This window comes from Bartonella sp. AP20NXHL (assembly GCF_042196165.1).
Classification (GTDB): Bacteria; Pseudomonadota; Alphaproteobacteria; order Rhizobiales; family Rhizobiaceae; genus Bartonella.
The window spans coordinates 1-14,683 of the sequence record NZ_JBHIPV010000008.1; the positions used below are offsets into that span (position 1 = coordinate 1).

The 14,683-nt window shown below is 35.8% G+C and carries 14 protein-coding genes and 1 tRNA gene; 7 read left to right on the forward strand and 8 right to left on the reverse strand.

The window, feature by feature from the left end; genetic code table 11:
• A partial coding sequence (locus ACFILL_RS05710; protein ID WP_375643468.1) for a DnaB-like helicase C-terminal domain-containing protein occupies positions 1-174 on the forward strand: 174 nt, incomplete at its 5' end.
• 187 nt (positions 175-361) lie between these two features.
• Here ACFILL_RS05710 and ACFILL_RS05715 read toward each other — a convergent pair.
• Positions 362-438: transfer RNA gene (locus tag ACFILL_RS05715), tRNA-Met, on the reverse strand.
• Positions 439-601: 163 nt separating this feature from the next.
• On the opposite strand from ACFILL_RS05715, the gene ACFILL_RS05720 reads away from it, so the two are divergent.
• Positions 602-1,558 carry a Gfo/Idh/MocA family protein gene (locus tag ACFILL_RS05720; RefSeq protein WP_375643469.1) on the forward strand — a complete coding sequence of 319 codons (957 nt, stop codon included), beginning with the start codon at positions 602-604 and terminating at the stop codon, positions 1,556-1,558.
• A 49-nt stretch (positions 1,559-1,607) separates the two neighbouring features.
• Positions 1,608-2,726, forward strand: coding sequence for a DegT/DnrJ/EryC1/StrS family aminotransferase (locus ACFILL_RS05725; RefSeq protein WP_375631199.1), 1,119 nt, complete (start codon positions 1,608-1,610; stop codon positions 2,724-2,726).
• Positions 2,727-3,051: 325 nt separating this feature from the next.
• On the opposite strand, the gene ACFILL_RS05730 is transcribed toward ACFILL_RS05725, so the two are convergent.
• The 3 genes from ACFILL_RS05730 to ACFILL_RS05740 are packed head-to-tail and all read right to left on the reverse strand — an operon-like array spanning position 3,052 to position 4,318.
• Positions 3,052-3,318, reverse strand: a complete 267-nt coding sequence (locus ACFILL_RS05730) for a hypothetical protein (protein ID WP_375631198.1) — start codon at positions 3,316-3,318, stop codon at positions 3,052-3,054.
• The gene (locus tag ACFILL_RS05735; protein ID WP_375631197.1) at positions 3,308-3,694 is read right to left on the reverse strand and encodes a hypothetical protein; all 387 of its coding nucleotides are present in this window, start codon (positions 3,692-3,694) and stop codon (positions 3,308-3,310) included. Before ACFILL_RS05735 ends, ACFILL_RS05730 begins: the two co-directional genes overlap by 11 nt.
• 27 nt (positions 3,695-3,721) lie before the next feature.
• On the reverse strand, positions 3,722-4,318 hold the full coding sequence (locus ACFILL_RS05740) for a DUF1134 domain-containing protein (RefSeq protein WP_273790821.1): 597 nt from the start codon (positions 4,316-4,318) through the stop codon (positions 3,722-3,724).
• A 213-nt stretch (positions 4,319-4,531) separates the two neighbouring features.
• On the opposite strand from ACFILL_RS05740, the gene chpT reads away from it, so the two are divergent.
• A complete protein-coding gene (chpT, locus tag ACFILL_RS05745) occupies positions 4,532-5,170 on the forward strand; it encodes a histidine phosphotransferase ChpT (RefSeq protein ID WP_273790820.1) in 639 nt (212 codons plus the stop codon).
• Positions 5,171-5,393: 223 nt separating this feature from the next.
• Here the strand turns inward: chpT and ctrA are convergent, their stop codons facing one another.
• Complete coding sequence (ctrA, locus tag ACFILL_RS05750) at positions 5,394-6,095, reverse strand: response regulator transcription factor CtrA (protein ID WP_273790819.1); 702 nt, start codon at positions 6,093-6,095, stop codon at positions 5,394-5,396.
• 564 nt (positions 6,096-6,659) lie between these two features.
• On the opposite strand from ctrA, the gene ACFILL_RS05755 reads away from it, so the two are divergent.
• Positions 6,660-7,046, forward strand: coding sequence for a flagellar export protein FliJ (locus ACFILL_RS05755; protein WP_273790818.1), 387 nt, complete (start codon positions 6,660-6,662; stop codon positions 7,044-7,046).
• 146 nt (positions 7,047-7,192) lie between these two features.
• Here the strand turns inward: ACFILL_RS05755 and ACFILL_RS05760 are convergent, their stop codons facing one another.
• Positions 7,193-7,468: a DUF1153 domain-containing protein gene (locus ACFILL_RS05760; protein ID WP_273790817.1), complete on the reverse strand. Its 276-nt coding sequence runs from the start codon at positions 7,466-7,468 to the stop codon at positions 7,193-7,195.
• A 391-nt stretch (positions 7,469-7,859) separates the two neighbouring features.
• On the opposite strand from ACFILL_RS05760, the gene mnmA reads away from it, so the two are divergent.
• Complete coding sequence (mnmA, locus tag ACFILL_RS05765; RefSeq protein WP_273790816.1) at positions 7,860-9,083, forward strand: tRNA 2-thiouridine(34) synthase MnmA; 1,224 nt, start codon at positions 7,860-7,862, stop codon at positions 9,081-9,083.
• Between the two features lie 280 nt (positions 9,084-9,363).
• On the opposite strand, the gene ACFILL_RS05770 is transcribed toward mnmA, so the two are convergent.
• Positions 9,364-10,173, reverse strand: coding sequence for a TrmH family RNA methyltransferase (locus tag ACFILL_RS05770; RefSeq protein ID WP_375643444.1), 810 nt, complete (start codon positions 10,171-10,173; stop codon positions 9,364-9,366).
• A gap of 768 nt (positions 10,174-10,941) precedes the next feature.
• Between ACFILL_RS05770 and ACFILL_RS05775 the strand changes: the two genes are divergently transcribed.
• Positions 10,942-11,850: a cation diffusion facilitator family transporter gene (locus ACFILL_RS05775; RefSeq protein ID WP_375631194.1), complete on the forward strand. Its 909-nt coding sequence runs from the start codon at positions 10,942-10,944 to the stop codon at positions 11,848-11,850.
• A gap of 1,288 nt (positions 11,851-13,138) precedes the next feature.
• Here ACFILL_RS05775 and ACFILL_RS05780 read toward each other — a convergent pair.
• Positions 13,139-13,978, reverse strand: coding sequence for a DUF1460 domain-containing protein (locus tag ACFILL_RS05780; protein WP_375623436.1), 840 nt, complete (start codon positions 13,976-13,978; stop codon positions 13,139-13,141).
• Positions 13,979-14,683: the final 705 nt, after the last annotated feature.

Sequence of the window (14,683 nt, forward strand, 5' to 3'; positions counted from 1 at the left end):
AAAAATGAAGAACCCAAAGAAGGCACTGCTGAGTATAACAAATGGCAAGAGGCAATGGAGCAAGCCAAGGGTAAAGCTGAGGTTATTATAGCAAAACAACGCCATGGTCCGACAGGAATCGTCCCCCTTGCCTTTCAATCCGACTTTACATGCTTTAGTGATCTGGAAAAATAGGAGCAGAAAAATGCGTTAAAGAGAGCTTTAAAGACCCTTTGAAAGGCATTTGAAGACCCTTTGAGAACACCTTTAAAACTCTTTGAGAAAAAATAAATTGGTACAAAACCTAGTGTCAAAATATACAAAACCCGCTGGCAAGCTACAGCTACACTGCTGACAAACTAAACACACAATAAAAAAGTAATGGTAGCGGAGGAGGGATTTGAACCCCCGACACAAGGATTATGATTCCTCTGCTCTAACCTACTGAGCTACTCCGCCAAAATAAGCAATCATAATTGTCAATAATTATATCTTTTGCGGATATAAGGGGTAGAATAGTAAGATGTCAAGCATCGTTTTTAAGCTTTTCTCTTGTCATTCTATATTATCCTCGATATGTAAAAGTGTAATTTTATATGATAAAGTAAGGTAAGGCATGAAAATGGTGCCACGTGTAGCGGTTTTAGGATGCGGTCATTGGGGTGAAAATCATATACGGACACTCCACTCTCTCGGAGCTTTAGCAGCAGTTTCTGATATTGATAATGATCGTGCTGCTAGTTTTGCAACACTGTATGGTGTAGAGGTTGTTACACCAGATGATCTTTTTACTCATCGAGATATTGATGCGTTGGTATTAGCGTTGCCGCCACAATTGCATACGCAAAATGTGCTCCGTGCTGTTAAAAATGGTAAAGATGTTTTGGTGGAAAAACCAATAGCCTTGAATGTTTCTGATGCTAAACGCCAAGTTCAGGAGGCTGAGGCCTATGAGCGAGTTTTTATGGTGGGCCATATTTTACGTTTTCATCCGGCTTTTGAAAAAATGTGTGAATTGGTGAAAAACGGAGATGTGGGAGATGTGCGATATATTTATTCTCATAGATTAGGCTTTGGAAAATTTCACACACACAGTGATGCTTTATGGGATCTTGCCCCTCATGATCTCTCAATGATTTTGGCGTTGACAGGATGCGAACCTTCCGAAATTCGCGGTGAGGGGGCTGCTGTCGTTGATCAGATTTCTGATTTTTCTCATATTCATATGATTTTTCCAAATGGTGTGCGTAGTCATCTTTTTACTTCACGCTTAAGTTCTTATCGTGAGAGGCGTTTAACTGTTGTTGGAACAAAGGCTATACTCGTTTTTGATGATATGGAACCGTGGAGTCGTAAATTGGCAATGCACCATTTTGCCGTTTGGAAAGAAAATCAAGAGTGGGCTTTTAGCATGGATGAGCTGAGTTATATTGATGTTTGTGAAGATTTGCCGCTTACTTGCGAATTACGGCATTTCCTTCATTGTATTGAAACGCGTCAATCACCTCGTACAAATGGTGATGATGCTATTGCTGTTTTACGGATTTTAACAGCTGCTGATGTCAATTATGATAGATAAAAGAGATAGGTAGCGCTTTTGCATTTTTGTGATGATCAATGGAGTTAATATGCAATTCATCGACCTTGGGGCGCAGCGTGCGCGTATTGAAGATAAAATTAATTCTGCAATTGCGCATGTAGTCGCTAGTGGTAAGTATATTTTGGGGCCAAAAGTAACAGAATTTGAAGAGAAATTGGCAGAATATCTTGGCGTTAAACATGTGATTGCATGTGCTAATGGAACAGATGCTTTGAAGATGCCTCTTATGGCTAAAAATATTGGTCTAGGGGATGCTGTTTTTTGTCCTAGTTTTACATTTTCAGCAACGGCTGAAGTGGTTGCTTTGGTGGGGGCTGAACCTGTTTTTGTCGATGTTTTACCTGATACATTCAATATTGATGTTGAAAAACTTTCTCACGCTATCGAAATGATAAAAAAAGAAGGACGTCTAAAGCCAAAGGCTATTATTGCTGTTGATTTATTTGGGCTTTCTGCTGACTATGTGCAAATTGCTCAAGTGGCTGCCAAGGAAAATCTTTTTGTAATTGAAGATGCTGCTCAATCTATGGGGGGGAGAAGCGGTAATACTATGTGTGGTGCTTTTGGTGATGTGGCTGCTACAAGTTTTTATCCTGCAAAACCATTAGGATGTTATGGCGATGGAGGCGCTATGATGACCAATGATGATCATTTTGCAAAACTTTTACGCTCTATTTTGTTTCATGGTAAAGGTGAAACGCAATATGACAATGTACGTATTGGTATGAATTCGCGCCTAGATAGCATTCAGGCTGCAATTTTACTAGAAAAGTTTGTGATCTTTGAAGATGAAATGGAAAAGCGTGTAGAAATTGCTCAACGCTATTCCAATGGCTTAAGAGATATTGTTACAGTTCCAGAAATAGGAGAAAATATTCGTTCTGCTTATGCACAATATACGATTAAGGTAAAAGAACGGGATAAATTAAAAGATTTTTTACAAAAAAATTCTATCCCTACAATGATTTATTATAAAACTCCTTTACATCAACAGCCAGCTTATAAACACTTCCCTTATGTAAAAGATTCCCTTTCTGTTTCAGAGTCTTTGGGAGAGTGTGTTTTAAGTTTACCAATGCATCCTTACTTGACACAAACGGATCAGGATATGATTATCAAAAAAATAAGAGATTTTTATCACTCTTGAGAGCGTATTTTTATCCTTAAAATTATGGTCAAATCTCTATTGGTGATCCATCTTAGAAGGTATTTTTTGTTAGAGTATGTGACCAATGTCTTTGGTATTATTTGCTTTCTAGAACCTATGAAATGTTGTTCTTTAGAGCGGAGATATGATTAGCAAGTGAATCTGCTAGACAAGAAGATATTTTTTAACAGAACGGTATGGGCTAAAAAACTTTGTCCTTTAGCTTAGCAGAAAAGTCACGTTTAATAAAAAGGATTTGGGTTATGAAAGTTACAATGAACCTTTGTTGATTTTACTCTTCATTTAAGGTGTTTTAAAAGATAACTTATTTAACAGGGCTTTGGGAGAGAAAAGTTATTTTTTTGCGAATACGTGAGGCTAGGTCATTTTTGTTTTTTGATTTTTGAATCAATGTGTTGATGGGTGATGTATTCCCCTCTTGTAGCGCTATTTGAGCTGCCAATGTTGCTGCAAGTTCTTTTGTTTCTTCACGGAGTTCTTCCAGCAATTGGTGGTTAGCAGTCGGGTCAAGCTCATGAGTTTGGATTTTTTGTAAGCGTTGCTGATAGAGTGCGATTTTTTCACGCATCATTTTTCTTTCCTTTGAAAGTGTGTAGTGTGGCGATATTTTGTTTGATTGCTATCGCTTCTTTGGTGAGAGTATCTTTTGTGGGGAGGCATAGCCGATAAAATTGTTCTGTTACTTGGCTCAGTTGTATTTTTTGTTGGGCATATTTTTTTTGCAAAAATTCATACTTTTGTTGGTTGTTTGCTAATTCTACAGCATGTTGTGCACGAAGAAAATCGTGATTTGCTTCTATTTCCGCGAGTGATAATGGCATTTTCGCACAAACATCTTTATACGCAAAATGAACGGCTTTCCGCCAAATAAAAGGAGATAAAAGCACCAGTAACCAAGAAGTGAAAGCAACTCCGAGTATAAAAAAAAGAAATGATTGAATAAGCATAATACCCCTTTTCAAATAAGAATACGTTTAAAACGGATTCCATGTCGGTTTAGGTGTTAATTTTAAATATCCTACATTGATACCAAGGCGTGCGCCGACTCCTGTACGTATTGGGATTAACAAGGTATTATGGTATTTTAGGACATGAAAACCAACACCTGCAATTAAATAGGCCGAACCTGAAATACCACCATAGCGTCTCCATAAATTATTTATGCCATTAAGATTGTAAACTAAGATCATTAAACGGGAGCCTTGGCCGCCAAAATCCCATCCTACTGAGGGACCTTGCCAAAAAACTTTATGTTGACCATAGCTTTTGGTAAAAACCCTTCCTTCGCCATAGGTTAATCCAGCAAAAAAGGCACCAGAAGCTTCTTCTCCTAAAATATAGGCATTGGGATAACCGTATTTTGAAAAAATATTTTGAATTGCAACAGCCAAACCACTGGCTGTTTTTCCAAAAAAAATATGACCAGAATCAATAATTTCTTGGAGTGAATAATGAGGCTCGTTTTGCTCTATTGGTTTTAGTTGAGCATGTGTGGTGTTTATGGTGATGAATAAAAGGAAGATTAAAGATATAATATTTTTGTACCAGTATTTGAGCAGAGAGAGAGCCATGGAGTTTTCTCCTTTTATTAGTGATAAACAAAAAGATAATATTAGAATTTTCATGCTATTCAAATAAAAAATAAGATATAAGGTTATTTAAATTCTTGAATTTATTTCTGATTTTTTAGCATGATTGTTAATATTTCCTATTATGCATCAGATGTTAAGAGTTTTTCTTTAAAATAAAGTTTGTTTTTTTGAATCTAGGAGTTTTCAATCATTATGACGTTAGATATTTCTTTGAAGCCTATGGATCTTGCTGCTTTGCTTTGTAGTCGTATTTGCCATGATTTGATTTCACCTGTGGGGGCTATTCAAAATGCAATGGAGCTTTATGATGAAGGAGGAGCTGAAGAAGATGCTTTACAATTGGTGCGTTTATCCGTTGCAAGTGCTGCTGCACGTCTACAATTTGCGCGATTGGCTTTTGGTTTTGCTGGTGCAAGTGGAGGACAAATAGATACACGGGCTGCAGAGCAGGTTGCTCAACAATATATGAAAGAAGAAAAAGCAACATTAAAATGGCAAGCTTCTTCTTTATTGTTAGAAAAAGATGAAGTTAAACTTTTGCTTAATTTATTATTGATTGCAAATGCAACAGTTTCTCGTGGTGGTGAAATTGTTGTTATGATTTTGCAAGAAGAAAATAAACGTTCTTTTCGATTTGAGGTTTTCGGTAGAACTCTCCGTATACCCCCTCATTTTCTTGCGTTATTCCGTGGAGAAGTTCAAGAAGAGCTTGTTGATGCACATGTCATCCAATTTTATTACACAATGTTACTTGCTCAGATGACAGAGATGAAAATAAATATTGATGAAAGTGATGGTTGTATTGTTTTAGAAAGTATAAAAAAGCTTTGAATAAGAGAGAAGCGCTTAAGCTGTGTTGGGAAAAGTGGCTTCGATTGAATTTATGAGCGATAAGGTTATATGTGTAAATTTGGTGTGGTTACTTCTTAAGCTTTAAGCGCTTTCTATATGAGATTTTTGGTGTGCGAGTTTTCTACTTTTAACAGAGAAAAGATCTCGGGAAAAAATCTCGGCCCGCTACACTCCGAGATTTTACAATGTGCATGTTCACTGCTTAAGCGGTTTTTCGTACGTTCTCTTCAACTGGATCACGTAATACATAACCACGTCCCCAAACTGTATCAATGTAATTTACACTAGAAGAGACTGCTTCCAATTTTTTCCGCAATTTACAGATAAAAACATCGATAATCTTTAGTTCTGGTTCATCCATTCCACCATAGAGATGATTGAGAAACATTTCCTTGGTAAGGGTGGTACCTTTGCGTAAAGAGAGAAGCTCTAACATTTGGTACTCTTTACCGGTTAAATGAACAGGGCGCCCTGCAACTTCGACAGTTTTTGTGTCAAGGTTAACGGTGAGATCTCCGGTAACAATAACCGATTGTGCATGTCCTTTAGAACGACGAACAACTGCATGGATACGTGCAATGAGCTCATCTTTATGAAAAGGCTTCGTCATATAGTCGTCTGCTCCAAAGCCAAAACCACGAACCTTGTCTTCAATGGCATTCATACCAGAAAGGATTAAGACAGGAGTTTTTATTTTTGCCAATCTTAGAGTCCGCAAGACATCATACCCTGACATGTCAGGCAAATTCAGATCAAGCAAAATGATATCATAATCATAGAGTTTTCCTAAATCGATACCTTCTTCACCCAGATCAGTGATATAAACATTAAAGTTAGCCGACTTTAACATCAACTCAATGCTTTGAGTAACTGCTCTATCATCTTCAATTAATAATACGCGCATTTTAGATCCCTCACTTTGCTCCTTCACGAATCATAAGGAGCATTTCTATTTTATATCAGTTAGCAAAACCACTGTTATAAAAACAATTCATTAAATCAAACACTTATGACAAAGTGTTTATGAACATTTCAGTAGTACGCGTAACAATCACTACTAAATTCCCCACTATCCATGATAGTGGTTAACAAAATATTTTTATTTTTGAAAGAGGCTACAAAATTATTTTAGAAAAATCCCATATTTTTTAACATAATAAACAAAGAAGGGCTTTTTCTATAAACTTTAACTTAAAAAAAATTGTAAAAGAGCGTTATAAATTACTTTTTTACAATTTCAGTGTTTATTTACTGAGCTTTAAACCTCTTCATTTATAATGGGGGGAAAAGTTAAAGAAATAGTTATTGCTCTTTAAAGCAGATTGTATTTTCAGATGCTTTAATGCAAGGCAAAAATTATTATAATTTCAAGTTAATAGACTGTTTTTGTCGGATAGACATATAACTAAAAGATATTTATTGGGTGTGAATGCGAGTTTTGAGTTGGCGCAATCAAGGAGTAGTGAGTATGAAGCCACGAGAAAATATGGTGCGATTGAGGATGTTTCAAGTGCGTGGAAAGCGCCGTGAAATTGCACAGCTTGAGATGATGATCGCAGAATTTGAACGAATGGTGTTAGAGTTGGAAGCACAGATTACTCATGAAGAACGTAAATCTGGAAACAATGATGTTCACCATTTTGCTTATTCTGCTTTTGCGCGTGCAGCGCGGCAAAGACGTGATAATCTGATCAATTCAATTCGTGATTTAGAACTTCAAAAAACAAACGCTGAAATTGCTCTCCATGAAGCTAATACAGAGCTGCAACGTGCACAGCTTTTGGAAGCACGAGAAAAGAAGATTGTTGCGGATGATAAGGATATTTTGATTCAATCTAATTCAATGGTTGGCTAATGCAATGGTTGGCTAATAAAAGCAATTATTGAAGAATCCATTCTTTCAGGTTTATCTTTTGGATATAGTATAAAACAGCCAAACTTTTATCAAGTTTGGCTGTTTTATAGATTGCTTTATGTTATCAAATCGTAATCAATGGCAACTTAATGCCTGTAGTGTTGAATCTTGGTCGTTCGTAATCCCGCTAAACCGTGTTCATCGATTAAACTTTGCCATGAAAGAAATTCTTCTACAGTCAAAGTATAACGGTGGCACGCTTCGTCAAGACTTAACAATCCACCTCTGACAGCCGCAACAACTTCAGCTTTGCGACGAATCACCCAGCGCCGTGTTGTTTGCGGCGGTAGGTCGGCAATTGTAAGCGGACTTCCATCTGGCCCAATAACATATTTCATTTGTGTTTTTATCAAGTTGCTCATTCGTATCCTCTACCTTTAGTCAAGGACTTGATTCGTTTATAGAGCATGAAATTTAAAAAAGAGCTAAAAGCGCTGAAAGAAAAAATTAATAAAGTGATTGGGTATGTAAAAAGAAGCTCAAGTTGAAGTGTGTAGAAGAGATTCTTGCAATATTTTACCGGATTTTTCAAAAGAGCAAAAAAGGATTTCTCCTAAACGATTGCCATTATGCCTTATTTCCATCATTCTTTTTTTGTTTGCAGCAGCTCTTAAGAAAATAATGCCTATGGTTGTGGAAAGGATAAAAAAATAATATAAAGACAATCAATCGTGTAAAAGTGCTGAAGAGCGTGCATCAGAATGTCAACATATGGGTAGCCATTAAACAGAGCATTAAATAGAGAATGAATACATGTTTTTAAACAGTCTTGATTTACCAGGACAACCTGAGGATTCTCGCATTGTTGTTGCAATGTCGGGGGGGGTTGATTCATCGGTTGTTGCAGGTCTTTTGAAAAAGGAAGGATATAATGTTATTGGCATTACGTTGCAGCTTTATGATCATGGGGAAGCAACGCATCGGGTGGGGGCGTGTTGTGCAGGACAAGATATTGAGGATGCACGCCGCGTTGCAGAAACACTAGGAATTCCTCATTATGTTCTTGATTATGAAAAGCGCTTTCGCGAAGCTGTTATTGATCCTTTTGCAGAAAGTTATGCTCATGGAGAGACCCCAGTACCATGTATTGCATGTAATCAAACGGTTAAGTTTGCTGATTTATTAGCAACGGCACGCGAATTGGGGGCAGATGCTTTGGCTACGGGACATTATATTCGTTCGCGTTCCAACGGAGTGCATCGAGCACTCTTTCGTCCTCTCGATAATGATCGTGATCAGAGTTATTTTCTCTTTGCAACGACACAAGAACAGATTGATTATTTGCGTTTTCCACTTGGTGACCTTCCAAAAGCCCGCGTTCGTGAAATGGCAGCAGAAATGGGCTTTGTGGTTGCCAATAAGCATGATAGTCAGGATATTTGTTTTGTTCCACAAGGAAAATATTCAGATGTTATCGCAAAACTGCGTCCAGAAGCAGCTAATCCTGGCGTTATTGTCCATATTGATGGAAAGATTTTAGGTAAACATTCGGGAATTGTTAATTATACGGTTGGTCAACGTCGTGGTATTGGGGTATCAACGGGTGAAGCGCTTTATGTGGTTTATCTCGATGTGGAAAATGCACGTGTTATTGTTGGACCGCGTGAAATGTTAGAAACGCATAAGCTTTTTTTACGTGATGTGAATTGGCTTGGTGATGAGTCGTTAGATAATTTCCCTTCTCAAGGTATTGAGGTGGCTGTAAAGGTGCGTTCAACGCGTCCTCCTCACCTTGCGCGCTTACATTATAAAGAAGGTATTTTTTCCGTTGATTTATTGGAATGTGAAAATGGTGTGGCACCAGGGCAAGCTTGCGTTCTTTATGATGGAAATGGTCATGAGGCGCGTATTCTTGGGGGAGGATTTGTAACACATTCAGAACGTGCAGCTGATACTGAAATGATGTTGAAGCGCGTTTTATGCAATCTCGAAACAAAAGATCCTGTTTCCTCAGAACTAAAAACAACAGCTTTATAAAGCATAGTAAATTGATTTATAATGATATTTTTTAATCTTAAACTTGAATGAGAGACTTCCGGAAGATTTTCTCATTGAAAGTTTGTTTTATGATTGAATCCATCAAAATTATATCTTCTGCACGTCATAAGCGGGGTTAGGGTGTGGAAAGTGATGATAAAGAAAATGTAAAAATGTTTTTTATCAATGCTTTCAAAGGCTAGGGGACGGCAATATTATTGGAGACTGATAGATAACATACAACATTGGGTATGTTTTATAACTTGAAGTGTTATCATCTTTAGTGGTCAAAGTTGGTAAAATGAGCAAGTGCAATACCTGAGGCTGTGGCAACATTAAGGCTGTCAAAACCGTCAGTCATGGGAATACGTAAGGTGTTTGATTGTTGTAGTATATGGGGTGGTAAGCCATCGCCTTCTGTTCCAAAAATAAGTGCCATTCTTTTGGTTTTGTTGGCTTGCTTGAGAGTGTGTGAGGCAGAAGGGGAGAGTGCATAAAGATGAAAGTTTTCATCGTTTAGAGCAGCTATAATGTCATTTATATCAGCGTTTTGCGTATAGGGTACTTTTAAAGCAGCGCCGGCAGACACTCTTATTGATTTGCGATAAAGTGGATCGCATGAGGTTTTGTCGACAATAATGCCATTACTGGCAAAGGCTGCTGCATTACGAAAAATTGATCCCATATTATCGTGATTCGAGATACCACATAAAACAAGAATCAAAGCTTTTTCTGGAAGATGTTGTAAAAAACTTTGTAAGGATGGCAGTATTTTGCGTTTACCAATACCCAGAACACCACGATGAACATGGAAGCCGGTGATATTATCCATAACTTTTTGTGGAACGCAATAAATGGGACATAGAGGCTGTGTTTTTTCTAAAAGCGGTAGAAGTCCAGAGAGACGGTTTGCTACGATGAGCAGTGAGATGGCAGAAAACTCTTTCGAATGTAGTAATGCGGACAATGTTACTTTGCCTTCAGCAATAAATTGATGTTGCCGTCCAACAAGATCTTTTTCACGGATATTATGATAGGCTTTTAGGCGTGGATCATCTGTTTCATTGATTGTTGTGATATTCAAATGCATGCGAGATTTTTAGTGCTTTTTTCTTATGATTTCCAGATGTTAGAATTTGTTTTATTTAAAAAAAAGAGATAAAAAAACATTATTTTAAAACTTATGGTAGAATTTGTATTGACAATATGCAACCATAGGTATAATGTAAAAATACTGATACGGAATCATATATTTTTTCTCGTATCGGGTGCAGTGTCTTGGGTCCCCGCTATTTCCCAAGTTCTGTATGCCCTTAATTTCTAAGGGAAAAGAATCTGGGTCCCCAATGCCCAGATTCTTTTTTTTTTGAGGGTAATCATTGTTCTTCTTTTTATATCTAAATTTTTTAGTAAATCATATTTTAAAATCCAGTTGACCTGTAAAGTTACCGTAGAGTGCTAAGATATTTTTTCTAAGGTGCAACGATGGCTTATAAATGGGGTATAATGCACATCATAAGACTGAAAAATAATGCATGATCATGATAGATTTGAGCAAAAAAAGTTTTTCGTTTATGAGAAGTGAGATGGCTTTAAGTTATTCAGAAAACGATTAATAATGAAGGTTATGTGTTTGATTGCTCTTGGGAAAGCTCTTTTTTCTATTATTTTCTCTCTTCTTTATTTATTGGTGCTGTTCGTGTAACTGAGCAGTTTTTACGATAATAATGGTGAGCTGAGGCGTTTATTGTATGATGAAGCTTCTGTAATATTGAGGAAAGATCGTCGTTATGCCAAAAGTATAATGATATGGTTGAAAATATTAATTCCCTATTTCGTGAAGAAAAGGATGAGGTTCATGGATGTAAAAATCAATATACAAAGCTTGACTTTATACTCTATTTTTATTGCGTGTATTGTTTTTGCTTTGAAATATTGGACATATCACATCACAGGTTCGGTTGCACTTTATTCTGATGCATTGGAATCAATCGTTAATATCCTTGCGTCATTGGCAGCATGGTGGGCTGTTAAAGTGAGTATGAAGCCAGCAGATCATGATCATCCCTTTGGGCATCATAAAGCGGAATATTTTTCCGCAATTCTTGAAGGGGTACTCATTATTATTGCCGCAATTGTTATTTTAAGAGAAGCATGGATAGCTCTTTCTACCGTTAAATTGTTGCAGAAACCTGGAATATGGCTTGTTATTCATCTTATTGCAACTGTCATAAATTGTATGTGGGGAATGGTTCTTATTTGGCAGGGAAAACTCCATCGCTCACCGGCTCTTAAAGCTGATGGAGTGCATTTTATAACAGATGTTTTTACTTCGCTTGCAATTTTAATTGGTTTGATTGCCGGTTTTGTCGGAGGATGGGGAGCTTTAGATCCAATTTTAGCGATAATCGTTGCCGTTAATATTCTCTTACAGGGCTGGAAGGTGATTAGAAATGCTGTTCAGGGATTAATGGATGTTGGCGTTGAATTGAATGAAAGCATGCGGATTCGGGAACTGATTTCTGCAAATGCATCGGGTGCGCTTGAGGTCCATGATTTACGGACGCGTGTTGCTGGAAGGGTTACTTTTATAGAGTTTCATTTGGTTGTGCCTGCTGTAATGCAGGTAGGAGAAGCACATAAAATTTGTGATAAAATCGAAGCTGTTCTTCAAAAAGAATTTGATAATGTGCGTATTTCTATTCATGTCGAGCCTGAAGATGAGGCAAAATTGCCTCCCGGTACAACGGTAATCCCTTTTATATAAAAAGATTTTTCAAATTGTCTGTTATGTTAGACTGTTTTTTTATGATGGGGTGATTCATACCTCTCGAAAATACAATGATGCTCTTTTGTTGATTTAATTTTTGCATCAATCAAGTATACAAGGTTAAACAGAGTATTTAAGGCAAGATTTATTCTATTTCGTTAAAACACTGTCATTTAAGGTGTGGTGAGATAAGGCATATAAAATTTGATCTATTAAGTGTTTTTAGAGTATGGAGTAAATATTCAAAATAGGACTTGCCGGTGTATTCTTTTGTAAGTGAATCTCATGAAATGGTTAGCAGCTTAAATCCATTTAAGAAAACGGATCGTTTACAGACTGTCGGGAGTAGATGTTTCGTTTCTTAGGGCGAGGAGGAGTGAAGCCTTCGTAATAAGTTTAATGAGATTTAATTATAAATTTTGTATAAAAGTTATGAATAGGGTTTTAAAGTTTGTGATCATAGATTAATCGTCATTATTGTTGCTAATAAATGTGTTGTTTTATCGATACAATGTGTTCTGTTTAGAGTGTTCTTTATTGCATGAAGGATGGGGGACTCATTAAAAGATGAAAAAACAAAAATCATGCTCATAACTCTACTCTTTAAAGGATATTATTGTCGTTACTGTAGAAAATTGTAAAGCTGAACTAAAGAATGATGCTAAAGATAGAAACTGGTTTTTAATTGATGCCTTCATATTTTCATTCCAATCTGGCATCAAAATTTTACAAGGACTCGTACAGTACTGGTGCATCCTAATCATAATATGCTGCTATATCAGGGCTATTTTAATTTATAGATAATAACAAAAAGCAAAGACTTTATAAGGAAAAAAAAGCTATAAAGTCAAAAATTTATATGCAATAAATTAGAGAGGTAGATCGAATTTTTATAGAATACTTTATGAAACAACCACCAAACATATCTGGCTTTTACTTATTTTTACAAACGTTCGTTTGTGTCTTTTGCGTTATATTCGTAAAGATCAGATTAGCGGTAATCTAAAGATAACTCTTGGTTGAGAATATGAAAGGAAAGCGTGATACTATAATAGAGTTTTTTCTGTCTTTATCGTTCAACCAGTAAAAGTGATTACAAATCCGTAATTTCTCCAAAAATGATTTTGTCATACTTATAAACAAAGTTAGATCAAAACGACTTTTTTCTCTTAAAACTGTAAACAAATATATTGTATCCGTATAGCTTGAACGAAGTTAGATGTTTACCTGAATAACGACAGTATATATTTTAAGAATAGAGAAGATATTTCATATCGCTATGATGTTATTCAAGAGCTCTTAAAACAATGATTCCTGGTGTTTTTTCAACATAATTCATAAAAGGAGAATCAACGACTTTTTCGTTTTCTTTTCGTGAAGAAGCATTTCTTAACATTGGCCCTTTATCTGTCATGATAAAGAAGCCCACATGTGTTACATCCAATCCAGCAAGTTTCGTATAAATACCAATGAAATCACCGGACTGTAAACGACCTATAACCTCCTCATTAATAAAGTTACTTGGAATATACGTTATTGTGCGTTTCACAACTGGCAACCCAGGTAGATAGCTTCCACCATCAGCTTTTTTATTGAGATATTTTTCTATTTTTACCGCATGGGGACTTATTTCAGCGGTAATATCAGTGGCGAGTTTATATTCTCTATAAGCCCAATCCGTAAAAAAATGTTTCCGATTTAAAAAATGAACATTACCGTTAATATAACGCGTTTTTATGACGTTATTTATGAATTCTGTTTGGGATGTTGATTTGCGCAATGCTTCAACATAATCCAGATAAGTGAAGCAATCTAAGCCTCTAAAATCAATAATCAGTTTTTCTGGTGTATTTTCTGAGCCATGTAACATATTTGCTTGGTAAGGTGTCCCTAAAAAAGCTTCAGAAAGAAAGTCAATTAGTGCCCCTTTTTCCTGATAATTTGTTTCTGAACGTTTTTTGAGAAGAGCATTTAATTTATTTAGAGTATAGGGATCTAGGTTTACGTTGGTTGTTTGTTGTGTTTTTATTTTATTTTCTACAGTACTCTCTTGTGAATCAGAATCCTGAACATCACATCCTGTTACCAACATTAATATGAGAATTAATAGGGATATTTTTCGCATTTTATACACCATTTTGAATTAAAAATTCATGACGAACTATTTCTAAAAGTGCTATTTTTTAAATGCTTATCATGATCATCGTTAGATTTAATGCTAGCATACAATCATTAAGAGTATCAATGAATATAAAGATAAAATCATGGTTTTTAAGGTTACACAAATTGCAAACGATATGAATCTTTTCTAAGATTATAGAATTAAAGGATTTTTCTCTATAATATACTTATTTTTTAATCAAAATTATTGTCAAATAAATATTTTTAAAAATATGATGAGCTTTTTACGTTGTTAAGCTATTCTGGTGTTGCTGCTTTAACTTTATAGCATATTCTGAGGGTAAGAAAATTTTTTAAGAGCTTATCTTTTAAAAGGTTTCAATTACTATAGGATATCTAACGTATCCAATGGAATTGAGATTCCTGAAAACGGTGGGATGAGAGGGGAAAATGATGTCTGATAAAATTCATCGTAATGTCTCTAAAACTATTGGAAATACTCTGTGTTTCATGAAATTTTGTTCATGAGTTTGTCGCACAAATATTTTGTTCGTATAATGCAAAAAAAATTTTTATTCTTTGACAATGAGATAGCAACTAAAGATACACCAATTAAAACGTAATTTTACAGTTTTATCTTGACTCTTACTTAAATTTTTACTTTGTTATTATTTTGTATGTGAAAAGTATACGGTATAGAATACTTTTA